Source organism: Streptomyces sp. NPDC127068, assembly GCF_042724695.1.
Taxonomy (GTDB): domain Bacteria; phylum Actinomycetota; class Actinomycetes; order Streptomycetales; family Streptomycetaceae; genus Streptomyces.
In genome coordinates, this window is record NZ_JBHXEN010000014.1 from 68,604 (window position 1) to 87,267 (window position 18,664).

Here is an 18,664-nt window from a genome sequence, read left to right on the forward strand (position 1 = left end):
ACGCGGCTCCCCGCGCCCACCCGGACGGGCGTGGTCCGGCCGGGGTCAGCGCACGGGGGTGAAGTCCCGGGCGCCGATGTACTCCGGACGTCGGACCGGTGCCGCGAACGGCTCCTGCGCCGCGTTCTCGACGCTGTTGAAGACGAGGAACACATTGCTGCGCGGGTACGGGGTGATGTTGTCCCCGGAGCCGTGCATGCAGTTGCAGTCGAACCAGGTCGCCGAGCCCGCCGCACCGGTGAACAACCGGATGCCGTGCTGGTCGGCGAAGTCCGTGAGCGCCGTGTGCGACGGGGTGCCCGCGTCCTGCATCTGGAGCGACTTCTTGTAGTTGTCCTCCGGGGTGGCCCCCGCACAGCCGAGGAACGTCCGGTGCGAACCCGGCATGATCATCAGCCCGCCGTTGGTGTCGCGGTTCTCGGTCAGCGCGATCGACACGGACACCGTCCGCATGTTCGGCAGCCCGTCCTCGGCGTGCCAGGTCTCGAAGTCGGAGTGCCAGTAGAACCCGGACGCCCCGAACCCGGGCTTCACGTTGATCCGGGACTGGTGGACGTACACGTCCGAGCCGAGGATCTGCCGGGCCCTGCCGACCACCCGCTCGTCGCGCACCAGGCCCGCGAACACCTCGCTGATCCGGTGCACCTCGAAGACCGAGCGGATCTCCCGGGACGACGGTTCGACGACGGACCGGTCGTCGCCGCGGATCGCGGGGTCGGCCACCAGCCGGTCCAGTTCCGCGCGGTAGACCGCCACCTCGTCGGGGGTGAGGAGCTGATCGACGGTCAGGAAGCCGTCCCGTTCGTACGAGGCCAGGTCCTCGCGGGCGACGGGGCCCGCGGCGTCCGGTCCGCTCCAGACGACCGGGTCCTGGCGCGGTACGGACACCTCCGAGGCGCCTCGGCTGGGATACAGGTCGACTCGGCCGGGGGTCGTGGTGGTCATGCGGTCATGCCTCCTCGGTCAGCAGCGGATAGACGCCGTTCTCATCGTGGTCCTCGCGCCCGGTGACGGGCGGGTTGAACACGCACAGGCACCGGAAGTCCGTCCGCGGTCGCAGGGTGTGCCGTTCGTGGCCGTCGAGCAGGTACATCGTGCCGGGGGTGATCAGATGTGTCTCGCCGGTCTCGTCGTCGGTGAGTTCCGCCTCGCCCTCGACGCACACGACGGCCTCGATGTGGTTCGCGTACCACATCGACGTCTCCGTGCCCGCGTACAGGACCGTCTCGTGCAGGGAGAAGCCCACCCGCTCCTTCGCGAGCACGATGCGCTTGCTCTCCCACGTCCCGGAGCGTGACCTCACGTGCCGGTCCGTTCCCTCGATGTCCTTGAACGATCGGACGATCACTTGGTGTGCTGCCCTTCTGTGTGTTCCGTAGGGTCCGTGTGTGCTGCGGTTCCCCTGTGTGCCGTGCTTCCCGCGCTTCCCGTGCTTGCCGTGTGGCGGGATCTCCGCGCGGTACGGGGTGCTCGGCCGGCCGGTGTCCGGGCGGTGTCGGCCGAGCGGGGCGGGTGCCCGGGGCCCGGGTCGGTCAGGCGGTCTCGCGCACCGCTCGGGCGAGGGTGCGCAGGCCCTCCTCCAACTCGTCCGGCGTGATGGTCAGCGCGGGGAGCAGCTTGACGACCTCGCCCTCGGGGCCCGACGTCTCGATCAGCAGCCCCAGCTCGAAGGCGCGGCGCGCGATCCGGGTGGCCCGGCCCCGGTCGTGGAACTCCACGCCCCACACCAGGCCGCGGCCCCGGTAGTCCTTGACCTCGTCGCGGTGCTCGTCCGCCAGCGAACCCAGCGCCTCCTGGACCTGCTGCCCGCGCGACAGGGTCTGCTTCTCCATCGCGGGCCCGTCCGACCAGTACGTCTCCAGGGCCGCCGCGGCGGTCACGAACGCCGGGTTGTTGCCGCGGAAGGTGCCGTTGTGCTCCCCGGGCTCCCAGACGTCCAGCTCCGGCTTGAACAGGCACAGCGACATGGGCAGCCCGTAGCCGCTGATCGACTTGGACACGGTGACGACGTCCGGCACGATGCCCGCCTCCTCGAAGGAGAAGAACGCGCCGGTCCGTCCGCAGCCCATCTGGATGTCGTCGACGATCAGGAGCATGTCCCGGCGGGCGCACAGGTCCGCGAGCGAGCGCAGCCACTCGGCCCGGGCCACGTTGATGCCGCCCTCGCCCTGCACGGTCTCCACGATCACCGCGGCCGGTTGGTTGAGCCCGGACCCCTGGTCCTCCAACAGCCGCTCGAACCACAGGAAGTCCGGGACGCGGCCGTCGAGGTAGTGGTCGAACGGCATCGGGGTGCCGTGCACCAGGGGGATGCCCGCACCGGCCCGCTTGAAGGCGTTGCCGGTCACCGCGAGCGAGCCCAGCGACATCCCGTGGAAGGCGTTCGTGAACGACACGATCGACTCCCGGCCCTTCACCTTGCGGGCCAGCTTCAGCGCGGACTCCACCGCGTTGGTCCCGGTCGGGCCGGGGAACATCACCTTGTACGGGAGGTCACGGGGCCGCAGCACCAGGTTCTGGAACGACTCCAGGAACGCCCGTTTCGCGGACGTCGACATGTCCAGGCCGTGGGTGACCCCGTCCCGTTCCAGGTAGTCGATCAGGGCGCGTTTCAGGACCGGGTTGTTGTGCCCGTAGTTGAGCGAACCGGCACCGGCGAAGAAGTCGAGGTAGGCGTGACCGTCCTCGTCGTACATGCGGCTGCCCTGCGCGCGGTCGAAGACGGTGGGCCAGGCGCGGCAGTAGCTGCGCACCTCGGACTCCAGGGTCTCGAAGACGCTCAGGTCGGGCTGGGTGATGCTCACGGGGTTCTCCTGGCTGGTCGGGGTGACAGGGGCGGGGCGAGCGGTCGCGGAGCGGGGCCGTGGGGAGGGGCCGTGGGGAGGCGGCCCCCGTCCGGTACGGATCAGGTGCCGAACGGGCCGATGCGGTAGAGGATCTCCGGGGCGTGACCGCCGTCGGGGAAGGCGCCGGAGTCGAACAGCACCTCACGGTCCACGGGGACGTCATGGCGTGCGGCGAAGGAGGTGAACAGCCGCTCGGAGGCCGTGTTGCCGGGCGTGATGGTGGTCTCCACCCGGTTCAGGGCGACGGGCGCGGACGCGAGGTCCGCGGCGACCCGCGCGGTGAGGCCGTCGAGCAGGGCGGCGGCGAGGCCCCGGCCCCGGTGCGCCGAGTCGACCGCCACCTGCCACACGACCAGGGTGCCCGGGTGGGCGGGGCGCACGTAACCCGTGATGAATCCGACCGGCTGCCCGTTCCCGTCCCGTGCCACCACCGAGGTGTCGGCGAAGTCCCGACACCACAGGAGGTAGCTGTACGAGGAGTTGAGGTCGAGGGTCCCCGAGTCGCGGGCGATCCGCCAGATGGCGGCACCGTCAGCCACCTCCGGGCGGTCCATCCGCAATCCGGCGGGCATTTCTCGGAATTGTTCTTGCAGGTCTGCTCGTGCAGCGGTCATGCGGATTTAATTTACCGACCAATTCTTTGGATTGCATGGCCCTGCGGGGTTACGGAGAACGGGGTGCTGTGTTATCACGCGGGCGCGTGGGGCCGCGCGAGAAGGCAGTGAAAAGCCCGCTTTGCACGGGATTTATCCGTACGAAGCGGGCTTGATGTGGAATGGGTCACAGGGTCGCGACACCTGTGGAAGCTGTCGGAATTACGCTGATCGTCGTTACGTGATGTTCGCGAAATCTTAGCGTTTAGCCTTTGTGGAACCGGGCAGAAGAATAGGGGTCGATTGCCTGGAAAATAACTCTGAATTTATGGACGGCGAGGCAACCGAAGTTCCATGAATTACGTCCCACGCAGGTGATTCGTGTCAAGACCGCCGCGCGTCGAGCCGTGCACGGGGGCGTCCGGGACGTGCCAGGCGCCCCCGCGCCCGACACCCGCCTCGACGGCTGTGCCGACCGGCTCAGGCGGTCAGCGCCCGGCCCAGCGCGGCCAGCGACCGCTCGACGGTCTCCGTGGTGGCATCGGGGCCGTAGTGGTTCACCCGGATCATCTCGTGGGCCAGGGCGCCGCCCCCGGCGACCAGCGGCAGCCCGGGGTCCAGCGCCAGCGCCCGCGCCACCACGGCCGAGGCGTCCACCGCGTCCGGCACCCGCAAAGTGGTCGCCACCGGCGCCGCGTGCCGGGCCTCGTGGACGTACGGCTCCAGCCCCGCGCCCAGCGCCACCGCACCCTCCCGGACCGCGCGGGCGGCCGTCGCGTGCCGCGCCGTCACGGTGTCGAGCCCGTCGGCCTCGATCCGCTCGATGCACGCCTCCAGCGCCAGCATCTCCAGCTGGGCGGGGGCGTGCAGCAGCGCCTTGCGCCCCGCGTCGATCCACCGCTCCTTCCAGTCGAGGAGCGACAGGTACGAACGCCTCGGCGCACGCGGGTTCGCCGCCATCCGCTGCCACGCCCGCTCGCTCACCGACACCGCCGACACCCCGGCGGGCCCGCCCATCGCCTTCTGCGCCCCGATCACGCACAGGTCGACCCCCCACGCGTCGGGCAGCAGCGGCTCGGCGGCCACCGACGCCACCGCGTCCACCATGAAGAGCGCGCCGTGCCGCGTCACGACCTCGCCGATCTCCGCGACGGGGTTGGTGTTCCCGGTCGCGGCCTCCGCGTGGACCAGTGAGACGAAGTCGATCTCCGGGTGGCCGGCCAGCGCCTCCTCGACCTGCTCGGGCGACACCGCCGCGTGGTACGGAACCGCGAGGTCGACGACCTTCGCACCGCAGTCCCGCAGCCAGTCGCCGAAGGTCTGACCGTACGGCCCGGTGATCACGTTCAGCGCGGTGGTGCCCGGGCCGGCCGCGCTCCGGATGCAGCCCTCCAGGGGGAGCAGGGCCTCGCCCTGGGTGATCACGACGTCCTGTTCGGTGTCCAGCAGCCCCGCCACGCGCCGCTCGATCGCGGCGAAGCGGTCGGCGGTCAGGGGCGCCAGGTCGAGAAGGGGATGCGTCACGGCGGTGCTCTTTCCGGTCAACGAAGGCCCGCGGATCGCCAGCGGACTTCATGAGCGTAACCGCAGGTGACGGGCGAACGGGCGGGAGCCCGGCGGGTGGGGAAACAGCCGTTCGGCGGTCCCCGCCGCAGGCGCCGGTGTGTTGGCCGGTTTCCCGCTGGCACCGGCCCGCCGGGCCTGGCGACACTGTGGGCGTGCAGCCCCGCCCGGCCCGCCCCTCCCCGGGTGCCGCCGCGAAGGCGGAAACAGGAGCCGTGGCGCACCGGCGCACAGATTCCGCAGTTCCGCGGAACGTCGAGTCCTTTGCATGGCGACGCACGTCAGGAGGGACCTCCCGTGACGGCAGGGCCGAGCAGTCCTCCCGCAAGTGCAGACTGGGGCAAAGCGAACTTCGGCACCATCTACGACTGTCCCGACCCGCGCCCGTACTTCGAGACGCTGCGCCCGCTGGGGTACCAGATACCCCACCACGGCCAGGCCGTCTTCCGGGTGCTGGTCGACGCCCTGCGCGGTCTGCACCCCGGCCGCACGCCCCTGACCGTGGTGGACCTGTGCTGTTCGTACGGGATCAACGCGGCGCTCCTCAACCACCGGGTCACCCTGGCCGAGCTGTACGACCGGTATGCCTCCCCACGGGTGGCCGCACTGTCCTCCCGACACCTGGCGATCGAGGACCGGGCCTTCTTCGACGCGCGCCGCACCCCCGCAGCCGTGTCGGTGACGGGCATCGACGCGGCGCCCCGGGCCGTCGGGTACGCCCGTGAGGCCGGTCTGCACGACCGCTCCTTCGCGGAGAACCTCGAAGTCGCCGCGGCGAGCCCCGCCCTGCGCCGCGCACTGGCGGCCACGGACCTCGTCACCGTGACCGGAGGCATCGGCTACGTCCGCACCCGGACCTTCCGCACCCTCCTCGACTGCGTGGCCCACCCGCCGTGGGTCGCCGCGTTCGTGCTGCGCACCGTGCCCTACCGGTCGATCGCCGAACTCCTCGCCCGTGCGGGGCTGGTGACGGAGAAGCTGCCCACCCGCACCTTCCGCCAGCGCCGCTTCGCGGACGACGCCGAACGGGAAGCGGCGTTCGACGCCCTGGCCGGGATCGGACTGCGCACCACGGACCGGGAGGCGGACGGCTACTACCACGCCGACCTGTACCTGTCCCGGCCCGCCGCCGATGTCGCGGCGCTGCCCCTGGGGCTGCTGCTGTGAGGCGCCCGTAGGCACCCTAGTGCTCCCGCTCGGGCCGGGGCGGCGGGTCCGGGCGGGAGCACTAGGGTGCTGGACATGACGGATCACACGGTGCTGCACGTCAGGGGGCGGGTGCTGGCGGGCCCCGAGGACGTACGGGACGAACTGTGGGTGGTCGGCGGTCGGGTCACCTACGAGCGGCCCGCCGGGGCCCGCGAGGTGACCACCGTCACGGGCTGGGCCCTGCCCGGGCTGGTGGACGCGCACTGTCACGTCGGGCTCGACGCCCACGGCCCGGTCCCCGTCGAGACCGCCGAACGGCAGGCGCTGGCCGACCGGGAGGCCGGCACCCTGTTGATCCGGGACGCCGGCTCGCCCTCCGACACCCGCTGGATCGACGACCGCGAGGACCTGCCGCGGATCATCCGCGCCGGCCGGCACATCGCCCGCACCCGCCGCTACATCCGCAACTACGCCCACGAGGTCGAGCCCGCCGACCTCGTCGCGTACGTCGCCCGGGAGGCGCGGCGGGGGGACGGCTGGGTCAAGCTCGTCGGGGACTGGATCGACCGCGAGGCGGGCGACCTCACGGCCTGTTGGCCCCGGGACGCCGTCGAGGCGGCGATCGCCGAGGCCCACCGGTGGGGTGCCCGGGTCACCGCGCACTGCTTCGCCGAGGACTCCCTGCGGGACCTGGTGGAGGCGGGCATCGACTGCGTCGAGCACGCGACCGGCCTCACCGAGGAGACGATCCCGCTGTTCGCCGAGCGCGGCGTGGCCATCGTGCCGACCCTCGTCAACATCGCCACCTTCCCCCGGCTCGCGGACGGCGGCGCGGCCAAGTTCCCGCGCTGGTCGGCCCATATGCGGCGACTGCACGCCCGGCGCTACGACACCGTGCGCGCCGCCTACGACGCGGGGGTGCCCGTCTTCGTCGGGACGGACGCGGGCGGCTCCCTCGCCCACGGCCTGGTCGCCGCGGAGGTCGCCGAACTCGTCCGCGCCGGCATCCCGCCCGTCGCGGCGCTCTCCGCCACCACCTGGGGCGCCCGCGCCTGGTTGGGCCGGCCCGGACTGACCGAGGGGGCCCCGGCCGACCTCGTCGTGTACGAGGGCGACCCCCGGGCGGACGTGCGGACGCTCGCCGCGCCGCGCCGGATCGTGTTGCGCGGCCGGATCGTCGGCTGAGCGGATCATCTCCCGCTTCCGGGACGGTGGTTGACGTGACGTCATCCACCGTCCCGGCCGGAGGTGCGTCCGCGGGGCGGGGCGTCCGTTGACGGGTCGGAATCCCGCAGGTGGGCGGTCATCCGGGTGACGGACGTGCACATCCGTGCCCGAACATTCAAACAAGAGCACGAAAACCCCACTTTGGGGTGAACTCACGCCAGGTTGCCGGTTGTTCACTCTCGGTGCGCAAGTATTCACTCCAACGGCACGGTCGCCGCCCGCTTCGGTCCCCGTCGCGGTGCCCCGAGCGACCCCGCCGTTCAGTTCCGATGTCTCTCGTGGGGGTCCCACCACCTTGAACAGCAACGCCTTTCGCCTGCCCGCGCGCCGTCTCGGCGTGACCGCCGCCGCCACCGCGCTGGCCGCCGCGTCCACGGTCCTCGTCGGCGCCGGCTCCGCGCACGCCACCGGCGGCGAGGGCAAGGCGAGCGCCGTCGTGCTCCGCACCGGACTCGACGTCTCCTTGCTCAACAAGACCGTGAACGTGCCGCTCACGGTCTCCCTGAACGACGTGCAGGCGCCGGCCAGCGCCGACAAGACCGCACTCACCGCACGCCTCGACGGGGTGGAGGGCGGCAAGCCGTTCACCGTGCTGCGCGCGTCCGCCGCCCAGGCCCGGGCCACCGTCGAACGGGGGCGCGCCGAAGGGTTCAGCAACCTCGTACGGGCCCGAGTGAACGTCCCGGGGCTGCCGCTGCTGTCCCTGATCGAGGTGGAGAAGGTCACCGCCAAGGCCGTCTGCGCGGTCGGCCGGCGACCGGTGGCCGAAGCCAACGTCCTCGGTCACGTCACCGTGCTCGGCAAGACGGTCACCCTGACCGCCCGGGGCACCACCGAGGTCGAGGTCCCCGGGGTCGGCGAGGTGCGGCTGGACCTCTCCCAGCGGGCCACGACCACCCGGACCGCCGCCGCGACGGCGCTGGAACTGAAGGTGTCCATCAACCCGTTGAAGCTGAACGTCGCCGAGGTCAACGGCACGGTCACCCTGGCCCGGGCCACTTGCGAGACGCCCGCCGCCCCCGCGTCGGCCGCCCCGTCCACGCCGCCGCGGCAGGAGCCCGAGGACCCCAAGGAGCCCGCAGAGTCGGTCAAGCCGGCGGAGCAGGGCACCAAGCCCCAGACCGGCCCCGGTGAGGACCTCGCCGAGACCGGCGGCAGCTCGGCCACGCCCTACATCGCCGGGGGCGCGGCCCTCCTGCTGGCCGGCGGCGCGAGCGCCCTGTACGTCACCCGGCGGGCCCGCCGCCAGTCCTGATCCCCGCCGTGGACGCCGTGCGGCACCCGACGCCCCCGCCCCGGGGCGCCGCACCGCCGCCCGGCGTCACCCGGCCCCGCGGGGTCCCGAAGGGCGCGACCGGGCGCCCGCCGGGACCCCACGGGGCCACTGCGTACGACGCTCCCGCGTCGGGACCGCTCACGTCCCGGCGGGGGAGAGCGCCCGTTCCAGGGCCGCGAGGAACGCTGCGGAGATCGCCCCGTCCCGGACGGCCACCCGGAGCCAGTCGGGCCCCAGCCCGGGGAACGTGTCCCCTCGCCGCACCGCGAAGCCGTGCCCCCGCAACCGCTCCCGCACCCCGAGCCCGTCCGGCACCCGGAACAACACGAACGGCGCCTCGGGCACCCCGTACACCCGGACCCCGGCGGGCGCGAGCCGGGCCAACCCGGCGAGCAGCCCGGCCCGGTCCACGCCCACCGCCTCCGCGAAACCGGCCGCCTCCGCCCGGGCCCGCTCCGACAGACACGCCTCCACCGCAACCAACCCCGGCGAGGACACCGGCCACAGCGGCTGCGCACGCTCCAGCAGCCGCACCGTCTCCGCACCGGCGACCACGTACCCGACCCGCAGCCCGGCCAGCCCCCAGGTCTTGGTGAGGCTCCGCAACACCACCAGCCCGGGCACGTCCAGCCCCGCGACCGCCTCCCGCTCCCCGGGCACCGCGTCGATGAACGCCTCGTCCACCACCACCGTCCGCCCCGGGCGCGCCAGCCGCAGCAACGCGTCGGCGGGGTGCAGCACCGAGGTCGGGTTCGTCGGATTGCCGACCACCACGAGGTCCGCGTCCTCGGGCACCGCCCCGTCCCGCAACCGGAACCCGTCCTCCGCCCGCAACAGCACCCGACCCACCCGGTGCCCCGCGTCCAGCAACGCCGCCTCCGGCTCGGTGAACTGGGGGTGCACCACGACCGCCCGCCGCGGCGACAACGCCCGCGCGAGCAGCACGAACGCCTCCGCGGCCCCCGAGGTCAACAGCACCCGCTCGGCCGTCACCCCGTGCCGCGCGGCGACCACCTCCCGGGCCGCCCGCCCGTCCGGATAGGCGGCGAGCCCGTCGAGCGCACCGGAGATCCGCTCCCGCAGCCAGGGGGGCGGCGTCCCCGCCCGGACGTTCACCGCGAGATCGGTCAGGGACCGCCCGTCGTCGCGCACCTCCGCGTCCCCGTGGTGGCGCAGGTCGTACCCGGCCGTGCCCCGGCCCGCCGGCCGCACCTCAGTGGACATCCGTGCTCCCGCCCGCCGCCGGTGGCCGTCCGCCACCGCCGTCTCGTTCCCGTCCGACACCGATCGGTTCCGGCGCCGCGCCCGCCATGGTCACATGCGCCCTCGGACCCCGGCCGGGCGCGGCACCACCCCGGCCGTGCCGGGCCAGCGCACAGGTCGCCCGCGCCGGACGCCCGTCCGCGCCCACCGACTTCCGCTTGGGGACGAGGAGTTCGCCGCCCCCGAGCAGCGCGGCGGCCTCGGCCACCGACGGCGTGCCCACCGCCGTCAGGGTCGCGTCCGACGGATGCGGGACCACGATCCGCGCCAGGTCCGCCGCCGGATGACCCCACAGGGGCACCCCCAGTCGCCGGGCCGCACCGACGACCCCCGGCTCCTCGGCCCGCCGGTCGACCGTCGCCAGGGCCACCAGCGCGGCCGGCGGCATCCCGGCCTCCACCAGCACCCGGCGCACCAGCGCCAGGACTTCCGCGCACGGAACTCCGCGCGCCGCGCCGACCCCGGCGACGACACCGACGCCGTCCGGCAACCGGGACCGGGTCATCTGCGGGCTCCTCTCAGGGCGTGGTGGCGGGGAACGGGTGCCGGTCGGGTGATCAGCGGATCGCGTGCGTGCTTCGGGGCCGCGCATCCGCTAGCAAGGGACCATGGCCGTGCTGGTGGCGCTGGGTTCGTTCGTGATGACGCTCGTCGGGGGATGGGCGGCGCACCGGGTCGTCGACCGGCGCCACCTGGTGCTCGGCTTCGCGGGCGGGCTGATGCTCGGCGTGGTCGGCTTCGACCTGCTGCCCGAGGCGCTGGAGGGCGCGGCCCGGCCCGTGCACGGCGTCCCGCTGGCGCTGCTCCTGTTCGTCGGGGGGTTCCTCACCGCCCATGTGGGGGAGCGGCTGCTGGCCCTGCGGCAGGCCGAGCACGGGGCGCACGAACCGGACCGGGTGCCGCAGGTCGGGTTGGGCGCGGGAGCCGCGATGGTGGCGCACAGCCTCGCCGACGGCATCGCCATCGGCGCGTCGTTCCAGGTCGACGCGGCCATGGGGGCCACCGTCGCGATCGCCGTCATCACCCATGACTTCGCCGACGGGTTCAACACGTACACGGTCACCAGCGCCTACGGCAACGACCGGCGCAAGGCCCTCGCCATGCTCCTCGCCGATGCCGCGGCCCCCGTGGTGGGAGCCGCGTCCACCCTGTTGTTCACCCTCGGGGCCGGGGCACTCGCCGGGTACCTCGGCTTCTTCGGCGGGGCCCTGCTGTACATCGCGGCGGCCGAGATCCTGCCCGAGGCCAGCCACCGCCACCCGGCCCGTTCCACGCTGCTGTGCACGGTCGCCGGGGCGGCCCTGATGTGGCTGGTGATCGGATCGGCCACGCATTAGACGCACACCCGATCCCGATCCCGCACCCGATCCCGCGGCCCGGAACGCGCAGGCGTTCAGCCCGCGCACGACCGCGCCCGCCCCTGCGGCGGCACCGCGGCGCCCGTCGCCCCCGCCGCCCGGGACCGGCCGGCGTGCTCCACGAACCGTGCGGCCACGCCGGGTTCGGCGGCCCAGTGGGTGTGCAGATAGCTCGCGTGCACCCCGCCGATGACGAAGCCCTCGACCCGGGGCTGCGGCCCGCGCAGCCCCCACGCGGGCACGGCGCCGGCACCCGGCTCCAGTACCGTCCGATGGAACTCGTGGCCCCGCATCCGGGTGCCCGCCGCCGCCAGCGGACTGTCGGACACGGCGACCGCGTCCCGGTACCCGAGGGTGAGCCGTCCCGACATGCGCGCGTCCCCGGGCACCACCGCGCACATCGGCTCCCCGTCCAGCGACCGGGCCAGGTACAGCAGGCCCGCGCACTCGGCGGCCAGCGGGGCGCCCGACGCCGCCAGGGCGGCGACCGCCGCCCGCAGCGGCTCGTTCGCGGCCAGTTCGCCCACGTACACCTCGGGGAAGCCGCCGCCGATCACCAGGCCCGCCGTGCCCTCGGGCAGTCGCTCGTCGCGCAACGGGTCGAAGACGGCGACCTCCGCGCCCGCCGCGGCCAGCAGTTCCGGGTGCTCCGCGTACAGGAACGAGAACGCCGGGCCGCCCGCCACCGCGATCACCGGCCGCGCGCCGTCCACCGGGCGCACCCGCACCGCCTCGGCAGGGTCCCAGGGGCTCGCGTCCACGGGGGGAGCGGTCCGGGCGAGCGCCCACAGCGCGTCCAGGTCGCACCCCCGGCGCACCGTCTCGGCCATGGCCGCCACCGCCGCGGTCGCGTCCTGGTGCCGCTCCGCGACGGGCACCAGACCCAGGTGCCGGGACGGGGTGGTCACCCCCTCGGCCCGCCGCAGCGCGCCGAGCACCGGCATGCCCGCCTCCTCCAGGGCGTCCCGCAGCAGTTCCTCGTGCCGGTCGGAGCCGACCTTGTTGAGGATCACGCCGCCGATCCGCACCTGCGGGTCGAAGGACGCGAAGCCGTGCACCAGCGCGGCCACCGAACGGGACTGCGAGGACGCGTCCACCACCAGCACGACCGGCGCCCGCAGCAGCTTGGAGACCTGTGCCGTCGACGCCAGCTCGCCCTGCCCGGACGCCCCGTCGTACAGGCCCATCACCCCCTCGACCACGGCGAGGTCGCAGCCCTGCGCGCCGTGCGCGAACAGCGGCCCCACCAGGTCGGTTCCGCACATGTACGCATCGAGGTTGCGGCCCGGGCGACCGGTGGCGAGGGCGTGGTAGCCGGGGTCGATGTAGTCGGGTCCGACCTTGTGCGGCGACACCCGCAGCCCGCGCTGCGCGAACGCCGCCATCAGGCCCGTGGTCACGGTGGTCTTGCCGGTGCCCGACGCGGGCGCGGCGACGACCAGCCTCGGTACGTCGATCACGTGCGGGTCACCGTTCGCGTCACCATTCGATGCCCCGCTGACCCTTCTGGCCCGCGTCCATCGGGTGCTTCACCTTCGACATGTCCGTCACCAGGTCCGCGAACTCCACCAACGCGGGCGGGGCGTTGCGTCCGGTGATCACCACGTGCTGGTTGCCGGGCCGGTCCCGCAGCACCGACACCACCTCGGCCACGTCGATCCAGCCCCAGTGCAGCGGGTACGCGAACTCATCCAGCACGTACAGCCGGTAGGTCTCGGCCGCGAGGTCGCGCTTGATCTGCTCCCAGCCCTCCCGGGCCTTCTCCGCGTTGACCTGGTTGGAGTCGACGCCCTCCGCCTCGGCGACGGGCGCCCGCTGGATCCACGACCAGCCCTCGCCCATCTTGTGCCAGTCGACGGTGCCGCCCTCGCCGCTCGCACCCAGCACCCGCAGCGCGTTCTCCTCGCCGACCTTCCACTTCGCCGACTTGACGAACTGGAACACCCCGATCGGCCAGCCCTGGTTCCAGGCGCGCAGCGCCATCCCGAACGCCGCCGTCGACTTCCCCTTGCCGATGCCCGTGTGCACCATCACCAGCGGCCGGTTGCGGCGCTGACGCGTGGTGAGTCCGTCCTTCGGGACGACGGACGGCTGTCCCTGTGGCATTACGCGACCCTTCCCCGGGCGCCCGCGGCACCCCGTACGTCCTTGACCAGCCCCGCGAGCGCATCGGCCCGCAGCTCCTCCAACGTCACCGGAGTGCCGCCGAGGTCGGCGGCCAACCGTCCGGCGAGCCCCAGCCGCACCGGACCCGACTCGCAGTCCACGACCACCGAGGCGACCCCGTCGGCCGCCAGCAGTCCCGCCGCGCGCGAGGCCCGGCGCACCGGCTCCACGCCCCCGGTCGCCCGGCCGTCCGTGACGACCACCAGCAGCGCCCGGCGCGCCGGGTCCCGCAGCCGCTCCACCCGCAGCACCTCACGGGCCCGCAACAGCCCCGCAGCCAACGGGGTCCGACCGCCGGTCGCCAAGGAGGCGAGCCGGGTCGCCGCGGTGTCCACCGACGAGGTCGGCGGCAGCGCGAGTGCGGCGTCCGCGCCCCGGAAGGTCACCAACCCCACCTTGTCCCGCCGCTGGTAGGCGTCGAGCAGCAGCGACAGCACCGCACCCTTGACGGCGCTCATCCGGCGCCGGGCGGCCATCGAACCGGACGCGTCCACCGCGAACAGTACGAGGTTGCCCTCCCGGCCCTCCCGGGTCGCCTGGCGCAGGTCGTCGCGGCGCACCAGCAGACCGGGACCCGACCGGCCGCGGGCCCGCTGGTGCGGGGCGGCGGCCCGGACGGTCGCCGAGAGGTGCAGCTTGGTCAGGGCGCCCCGGGGACGGCGGTCACCCGTGGTCCTGCCGTGTTCGGTGCGGGCCCGGGAACGCCGCCCTGCGGCGCCCTCGCCGAGGCCGGGCACGGTCAGCGTCCGGGTGCGGAAGGCTTCCGAGGCCGCCGCCGCGGGCTGCTCGGGGGCCACGCCCACGGGCTGCCCGGCGGGGGCGTCCGGTGCCTCGGTGGGCCGGGGCGCGTCGCCCGGGTCCGTCCCCGCGGAGTCGGGTGCCGCCGCGTCGTCCCGGGGCGGGGGCGGCGCACCGGGTCCGCCCCCGGGCCCGCCGTCGTCGGGCCCCTCGGGGCCGTCCGGGTCGGGGTCCGGCTCCTCTTCGTCCGGGGCGCAGTCCTGCGCCGCGGGGGGCTCCGGCTCCGGTTCGGGTTCGTCCGGTCCGAATCCGTCCAGCACCTCGTCGAGCTTGTCCTCGTCCAGACCGGGCGCGTCGAAGGGGTTGCGGCGCCTGCGGTGCGGGAGCGCCAGCAGCGCCGCCTGCCGGACGTCCTCGGCGCGCACGTCCCGGCGGCCCGCCCAGGCGGCCAGCGCCGTCGCGGTGCGCGCCATCACGATGTCCGCGCGCATCCCGTCGACCTCGAAGGCCGCGCAGGCCGCCGCGATCCGCAACAGCGCGCCGTCCCCGAGCCGTACCTCGGGTAGCAGGGCGCGGGCCGCGACGATCCGCTCGCGCAGCGCGGACTCGTCCCCCGCCCAGCGCTCGGCGAAGGCCCCGGGCGCGTCGTCGTAGGCGAGCCGCCGCTTGACGACCGCCACCCGCTGCTCCGGTTCCCGGGACGCGGTCACCTCCACGGTCAGACCGAACCGGTCCAACAACTGGGGGCGCAGCTCTCCCTCTTCCGGGTTCATCGTCCCGACCAGCAGGAACCGTGCCGCGTGCCGTACCGAGACGCCCTCGCGCTCGACGTACGAGGCGCCCATCGCGGCGGCGTCCAGGAGCAGGTCCACCAGGTGGTCGTGGAGGAGGTTGACCTCGTCCACGTAGAGGATGCCGCGGTGGGCGTCGGCCAGCAGTCCCGGCTCGAACGCCTTCACGCCGTCGGCGAGGGCCCGTTCGATGTCCAGGGCGCCCACCAGCCGGTCCTCGGAGGCGCCGACCGGGAGTTCCACCATGCGGGCGGGCCGGTCGGTGGCGGGTCCCGGCTCGTGGGGGCCGTCCGGGCAGCCCGGGTCGGGGGCGTGCGGCGCGCACGAGAAGCGGCAGCCGGTGACCGTCGCCACCTCGGGCAGCAGCGAGGCCAGGGCGCGGACCGCGGTGCTCTTGGCGGTGCCCTTCTCGCCGCGCACCAGGACGCCGCCGACCGCGGGTGACACCGCGTTCAGCAGCAGTGCGAGCCGGAGGTCGTCCTGGCCGACGATGGCGGTGAATGGATACGGGGTGCTCACCCGTGGCCCTCCCTGTCGATGGGGTCGATGGGGTCGATGGGGTTCCCGCGGGGCGCGAACGGTGTCCCGGGTGCGCGGGCGTGGGCCCGCGTCCCCGCGTCGGTGTCCGTCGCCCCGTGGGCTCGGTGTGCTCCTGCGCCGGGCGCCCCGCGTCCGCGGGCCGCCGTGGCCGGCCCGCCGGCCGGGCGCCTCACGGGGCGCCCGGCGGAACGAAGGGCAGGCCGGGCGGCGGGCCCGAGACGATGAGGTCGCGCAGCGCGTCGGTGTCCGTGTGGTGCTCGATCAGATCGGCGAGGCGGTCCAGTTGCTCCTCGCGCAGCGCGGCGAACGAGGTGTCCGCCGCGGGCACGAACCGGCGGCCGGCGCGCGCGGCGACCTCCCGCAGGAAGGCCCGCCGGAAGCCGTCCGACTCCAGCGAACCGTGCCAGTGGGTGCCCCACACGGAGCCCACCCGGCACCCGTCGAGGAAGGGTTCGCCGCCCCGTACGTCGGCGACGCCGTGGTGGATCTCGTAACCGTCCACCCGCTCGCCGAGCGCCGTGCCCGACGGCCGGGCGAGGGTCTTCTCGCGGGCGAACCGCACCCGCACCGGCAGCAGCCCCAGTCCGTCCACGGTGCCGCTGCGCGACTCGACCTCGTCCTCGACGTGCTCGCCCAACACCTGGAACCCGCCGCAGATCCCGAGCACGGGCCGGCCCTCGGCGGCCCGCCGCAGCAGCACCTCGGCGAGCCCCCGCTCCCGTAGCCAGCGCAGTGCGGCCACGGTCCCCCGGGTGCCGGGGACGATCACGAGGTCGGCGTCCGCCGCCTCTTCGGGCCGGTCGACGAAGCGCACCACGACGCCCGGCTCGGCGGTGAGCGCGTCCACGTCGGTGAAGTTGGACATCAGCGGCACCGCGCAGACCGCGATCCGCAGGACCTCCGCGCCGACCGGAGCAGCGGCCGAGGACTCGCGGACGGCGCCCCGCAGCGACACCCGCAGGCCGTCCTCCTCGTCGATGCCCAGCCCGTGCTGGAACGGCAGCACCCCGTAGGTGGGGCGGCCGGTGAGGCTGCGGAGCATGTCGAGCCCCGGCTCCAGCAGCGAGACGTCGCCGCGGAACTTGTTCACCAGGTAGCCGGCGACGAGTTCCTGGTCCTCGGGGGCCAGCAGGGCGGTGGTGCCGAAGAACGAGGCGAACACCCCGCCGCGGTCGATGTCGCCGACGACGAGCACCGGCAGCCTCGCCGCCCGGGCGATCCCCATGTTGACGATGTCCGTGCGCCGCAGATTGATCTCGGCGGGGCTGCCCGCGCCCTCGCAGACCACCACGTCATGGGTGGCCCGCAGTTCCTCCAGGCACTCCACGACGGTGCCCAGCAGCGCCTCGCGGCCCCCGGGCACCGGTTCGCCCTCGGTCGGGCCGCCGCGCGCGCCGAAGAAGCCGCGGGCGCTCATCTCGCCGACCGGGCGCCCCTTCAGCACGACCTGACTGGTGCGGTCGCCGCCCGGCTTCAGCAGCACCGGGTTCATCAACGCGCTGGGCTCCACCCCGGCGGCCTGGGCCTGCATGGCCTGGGCCCGGCCGATCTCGGCGCCGTCCCGGGTGACGAAGGAGTTGAGGGACATGTTCTGCCCCTTGAACGGCGCGACCTTCACGCCCTGGCGCGCCAGCCACCGGCAGATCCCGGCGGTCACCACGCTCTTGCCCGCGTCGGACGTCGTCCCCGCGACCAGCAGTCCGCCCCGCATCATCCCCGCCCCCGTCCGGTCCCCGTACCGGTGCGCCGGACGCGGCGGGCCGTGAGCAGCCCGCGCCCCGCCGCGCACACGGCCAAGGTCAGCCAGCCCACCCGTCGTGACAGCCGTACCGCCCGTTCGACGTCCTCGACCGCGACGGCCCGTCCGGCGCCGTTCAGCACCGGTCGGTGTTCGATCCGCCCGCCGTAGGACAGGGTGCCCCCGAGCCGGACGCCGAGGGCGCCGGCGAAGGCGCTTTCGGCGACGCCCGCGTTGGGACTCGGATGGCGTCCCGCGTCGGCGCGCCAGGCCCGGGCCGAGGCCGCGGGGGCGCCGCCGGCCAGGACCGCGAGGGCACCGGTGAGCCGGGCCCCGGGCCAGCCCATGACGTCGTCGAGCCGCGCCGAGGCCCAGCCGAAGCGGCGGTGGCGCGGCGACTTGTGGCCGACCATGGCGTCCAGGGTGTTGACGGCCCGGAAGGCGATCAGTCCGGGCACCCCGCCGACGGCCCCCCACACCAGGGCGCCGACCACGGCGTCGGAGGTGTTCTCGGCGACCGACTCGACCACGGCACGGGCGATCCCGTCGGCGTCCAGGGACTGCGGGTCGCGCCCGCACAGGTGCGGCAGCCGTGCGCGGGCCGCCGCCACCTCGCCCGCGGCGAGCGCGGCGCCGATCGCCCGGGCCTCCCGGCCCAGACTGGTCCCGCCGAGCACCGTCCAGGTGGCGGCGGCGGTCAGCGCGACGGATGCGGCGGGGGAGCGGTCGACGGCGCGGGCGGTCAGCGCGGCGGCTGCCGTCACGCCCCCGGCGCACAGCGCGGTGTGCAGTGCTCCCCAGCCGCGGTGGTCGCGCCACAGCACGTGTTCGACGGCGCCCGCGGCCCGACCGAAGGCAGCGACCGGGTGGCCCCGTCGGGGGTCACCGCACAACAGGTCGCCGATCAGTCCGGCGGTGGCGCCGTACGCGAAGGTTCGCCCGGCCCGCATCGGCTCAGTCCGCCGTGCCCCGGAGGACCTTCGAACGGTGGAGGGGTCCCGCGCCGTGGCGCACGGGACCGGGAGACGGGCGCCCCGGCATCGTGGTGGTCCTCACTCAGGGTCCGCGCCCTGGGTCGACGGATACGTCGGCGAGAGTCTCCTGGCTCCCGGATCGGCGCTTCCCCCGGTCTTCCAGCCGCTGGGGCCGTGACGTCCGGTGTGGGGGAGCGCTCCCCGGTGACAGTGGCGGGACCGCGCCGGATTCGCACCGGCTTCCTCTGCTGCCGCCGTAATGGCTCGGGAAGTCCACCACGCCCCGAGAACACCCGTCAACCGCGCGCTGACCTGCGGCGGGGCAGTGTGTGAAGACCCACATGCGGACGGGGCGGGCGGGGCCCCCGCCCCGGGCGGGGGCCCGGCCCGCCCGCCGGGCCCCCGGGGGGGCGGGGGGTGAGGGGGGGTTGGGGGGACCAGA

At 74.4% G+C, this 18,664-nt stretch carries 16 protein-coding genes and 1 riboswitch; of the genes, 4 read left to right on the forward strand and 12 right to left on the reverse strand.

Features of this window, described 5'->3' with window-relative positions; translation table 11 throughout:
• Positions 1–45: 45 nt before the first annotated feature.
• The 5 genes from thpD to ACFWIA_RS11435 all read right to left on the reverse strand — a co-directional run bounded on the left by thpD (position 46) and on the right by ACFWIA_RS11435 (position 4,963).
• Entirely contained in the window at positions 46–945 is a 900-nt protein-coding gene (gene thpD, locus ACFWIA_RS11415) for an ectoine hydroxylase (RefSeq protein ID WP_387002730.1), read from the reverse strand.
• Positions 946–949: 4 nt separating this feature from the next.
• Entirely contained in the window at positions 950–1,348 is a 399-nt protein-coding gene (locus ACFWIA_RS11420) for an ectoine synthase (protein ID WP_385485276.1), read from the reverse strand.
• A gap of 184 nt (positions 1,349–1,532) precedes the next feature.
• Complete coding sequence (gene ectB / locus ACFWIA_RS11425) at positions 1,533–2,804, reverse strand: diaminobutyrate--2-oxoglutarate transaminase (RefSeq protein ID WP_387002732.1); 1,272 nt, start codon at positions 2,802–2,804, stop codon at positions 1,533–1,535.
• A 101-nt stretch (positions 2,805–2,905) separates the two neighbouring features.
• On the reverse strand, positions 2,906–3,460 hold the full coding sequence (gene ectA / locus ACFWIA_RS11430; RefSeq protein WP_387002734.1) for a diaminobutyrate acetyltransferase: 555 nt from the start codon (positions 3,458–3,460) through the stop codon (positions 2,906–2,908).
• Positions 3,461–3,919: 459 nt separating this feature from the next.
• Positions 3,920–4,963: a pyridoxal-phosphate-dependent aminotransferase family protein gene (locus ACFWIA_RS11435; protein WP_387002736.1), complete on the reverse strand. Its 1,044-nt coding sequence runs from the start codon at positions 4,961–4,963 to the stop codon at positions 3,920–3,922.
• A 336-nt stretch (positions 4,964–5,299) separates the two neighbouring features.
• On the opposite strand from ACFWIA_RS11435, the gene ACFWIA_RS11440 reads away from it, so the two are divergent.
• From ACFWIA_RS11440 to ACFWIA_RS11450, 3 genes are all read left to right on the forward strand, one after another.
• Positions 5,300–6,169, forward strand: a complete 870-nt coding sequence (locus tag ACFWIA_RS11440) for a hypothetical protein (RefSeq protein ID WP_387002738.1) — start codon at positions 5,300–5,302, stop codon at positions 6,167–6,169.
• A gap of 75 nt (positions 6,170–6,244) precedes the next feature.
• The gene (locus ACFWIA_RS11445) at positions 6,245–7,336 is read left to right on the forward strand and encodes an amidohydrolase family protein (protein WP_387002740.1); all 1,092 of its coding nucleotides are present in this window, start codon (positions 6,245–6,247) and stop codon (positions 7,334–7,336) included.
• A gap of 337 nt (positions 7,337–7,673) precedes the next feature.
• Positions 7,674–8,633 (forward strand): SCO1860 family LAETG-anchored protein, encoded by a 960-nt coding sequence (locus ACFWIA_RS11450; RefSeq protein WP_387002742.1) that lies wholly within the window; start codon positions 7,674–7,676, stop codon positions 8,631–8,633.
• Positions 8,634–8,792: 159 nt separating this feature from the next.
• Here ACFWIA_RS11450 and cobC read toward each other — a convergent pair whose 3' ends face one another.
• Together cobC and ACFWIA_RS11460 are read right to left on the reverse strand one after the other, a co-directional pair.
• Positions 8,793–9,878, reverse strand: coding sequence for an Rv2231c family pyridoxal phosphate-dependent protein CobC (cobC, locus tag ACFWIA_RS11455; RefSeq protein ID WP_387002744.1), 1,086 nt, complete (start codon positions 9,876–9,878; stop codon positions 8,793–8,795).
• Complete coding sequence (locus tag ACFWIA_RS11460) at positions 9,868–10,422, reverse strand: cobalamin biosynthesis protein (RefSeq protein WP_387002746.1); 555 nt, start codon at positions 10,420–10,422, stop codon at positions 9,868–9,870. Before ACFWIA_RS11460 ends, cobC begins: the two co-directional genes overlap by 11 nt.
• Before the next feature lie 103 nt (positions 10,423–10,525).
• Here ACFWIA_RS11460 and ACFWIA_RS11465 point away from each other — a divergent pair, with 103 nt between their 5' ends.
• Complete coding sequence (locus ACFWIA_RS11465) at positions 10,526–11,254, forward strand: ZIP family metal transporter (RefSeq protein WP_387002748.1); 729 nt, start codon at positions 10,526–10,528, stop codon at positions 11,252–11,254.
• Between the two features lie 56 nt (positions 11,255–11,310).
• Here ACFWIA_RS11465 and ACFWIA_RS11470 read toward each other — a convergent pair whose 3' ends face one another.
• From ACFWIA_RS11470 to ACFWIA_RS11490, 5 genes are all read right to left on the reverse strand, one after another.
• Positions 11,311–12,735, reverse strand: coding sequence for a cobyrinate a,c-diamide synthase (locus ACFWIA_RS11470; RefSeq protein WP_387002750.1), 1,425 nt, complete (start codon positions 12,733–12,735; stop codon positions 11,311–11,313).
• Positions 12,736–12,754: 19 nt separating this feature from the next.
• A complete protein-coding gene (gene cobO / locus ACFWIA_RS11475) occupies positions 12,755–13,381 on the reverse strand; it encodes a cob(I)yrinic acid a,c-diamide adenosyltransferase (RefSeq protein ID WP_385485254.1) in 627 nt (208 codons plus the stop codon).
• Entirely contained in the window at positions 13,381–15,489 is a 2,109-nt protein-coding gene (locus tag ACFWIA_RS11480) for a putative cobaltochelatase (protein ID WP_387002752.1), read from the reverse strand. The genes cobO and ACFWIA_RS11480 overlap by 1 nt, the downstream gene beginning before the upstream one ends.
• A 190-nt stretch (positions 15,490–15,679) precedes the next feature.
• Positions 15,680–17,221 carry a cobyric acid synthase gene (locus ACFWIA_RS11485; RefSeq protein WP_387002872.1) on the reverse strand — a complete coding sequence of 514 codons (1,542 nt, stop codon included), beginning with the start codon at positions 17,219–17,221 and terminating at the stop codon, positions 15,680–15,682.
• The gene (locus ACFWIA_RS11490) at positions 17,221–18,198 is read right to left on the reverse strand and encodes a cobalamin biosynthesis protein (protein WP_387002754.1); all 978 of its coding nucleotides are present in this window, start codon (positions 18,196–18,198) and stop codon (positions 17,221–17,223) included. Before ACFWIA_RS11490 ends, ACFWIA_RS11485 begins: the two co-directional genes overlap by 1 nt.
• Before the next feature lie 144 nt (positions 18,199–18,342).
• A riboswitch (cobalamin riboswitch) is annotated at positions 18,343–18,469 on the reverse strand.
• Positions 18,470–18,664: the final 195 nt, after the last annotated feature.

Bases quoted from the DNA above. Each gene is read 5' to 3' on its own strand.
- thpD (WP_387002730.1), bottom strand. From the start codon at position 945: ATGACCACCACGACCCCCGGCCGAGTCGACCTGTATCCCAGCCGAGGC.
- ectA (WP_387002734.1), bottom strand. From the start codon at position 3,460: ATGACCGCTGCACGAGCAGACCTGCAAGAACAATTCCGAGAAATGCCC.
- ACFWIA_RS11445 (WP_387002740.1), top strand. From the start codon at position 6,245: ATGACGGATCACACGGTGCTGCACGTCAGGGGGCGGGTGCTGGCGGGC.
- cobC (WP_387002744.1), bottom strand. From the start codon at position 9,878: ATGTCCACTGAGGTGCGGCCGGCGGGCCGGGGCACGGCCGGGTACGAC.
- ACFWIA_RS11460 (WP_387002746.1), bottom strand. From the start codon at position 10,422: ATGACCCGGTCCCGGTTGCCGGACGGCGTCGGTGTCGTCGCCGGGGTC.
- ACFWIA_RS11465 (WP_387002748.1), top strand. From the start codon at position 10,526: ATGGCCGTGCTGGTGGCGCTGGGTTCGTTCGTGATGACGCTCGTCGGG.
- cobO (WP_385485254.1), bottom strand. From the start codon at position 13,381: ATGCCACAGGGACAGCCGTCCGTCGTCCCGAAGGACGGACTCACCACG.
- ACFWIA_RS11485 (WP_387002872.1), bottom strand. From the start codon at position 17,221: ATGCGGGGCGGACTGCTGGTCGCGGGGACGACGTCCGACGCGGGCAAG.
- ACFWIA_RS11490 (WP_387002754.1), bottom strand. From the start codon at position 18,198: ATGCGGGCCGGGCGAACCTTCGCGTACGGCGCCACCGCCGGACTGATC.